The sequence below is a fragment of the Neisseria sp. P0022.S010 genome (assembly GCF_051956635.1).
On the sequence record NZ_JBQCXF010000867.1, the window covers coordinates 1 to 474 of the forward strand.

Annotated in this window: 1 pseudogene; it reads right to left on the minus strand. The window is 47.3% G+C overall.

The annotated features are described in order from the left end of the window. A pseudogene (locus tag ACTHUT_RS21840) lies at positions 1 to 474 on the minus strand (hypothetical protein); the annotation flags it as partial.

The window sequence follows — 474 nt, forward strand, 5'->3', positions numbered from 1 at the left end:
TGTTTGTGTTGTGTGTTGGTTGGGTTGGGTAGTGGTTGGGGGTGTGTGGTGGTGGATTGTTTTGTTTTGGTTGGGTTTTTTTGGTGGTGTTTTTTTGTGGGTGGGTGTTGGTTTGGGGTGGGGGGTTGGTGTTTTTTGGGTGGGTTGTGTGGTTGTGTGTGGGGTTGGGTTTGTTTGTTTGTTGTTTTTTGTGCTTGTTGGTGGGGTGGTGTTGTTTTTGGGGTTTTTTTTGGGGGGGGGGGTTGGTGGTTGGGGTGGGGTTGTTGTTGGTTGTTGGTGTTTTGGTTTTTTTTTTTGTTGTGGTGTTTGTTTTTTTGTTGTTTTTTGGGGTTTGTTGTTTGGTGGGTGTGTGTGTTGTTGGGGTTGGTTGTTGGGGTGGTGGTGGGTTTGGGTGTGGGGTTGGGTTTTTTGGTTGGTGTGGTTTTGTTTTTTTTTTGGTTGGGGGGGTGGTTGTTTGTGTGTGTGGTGGGGGTT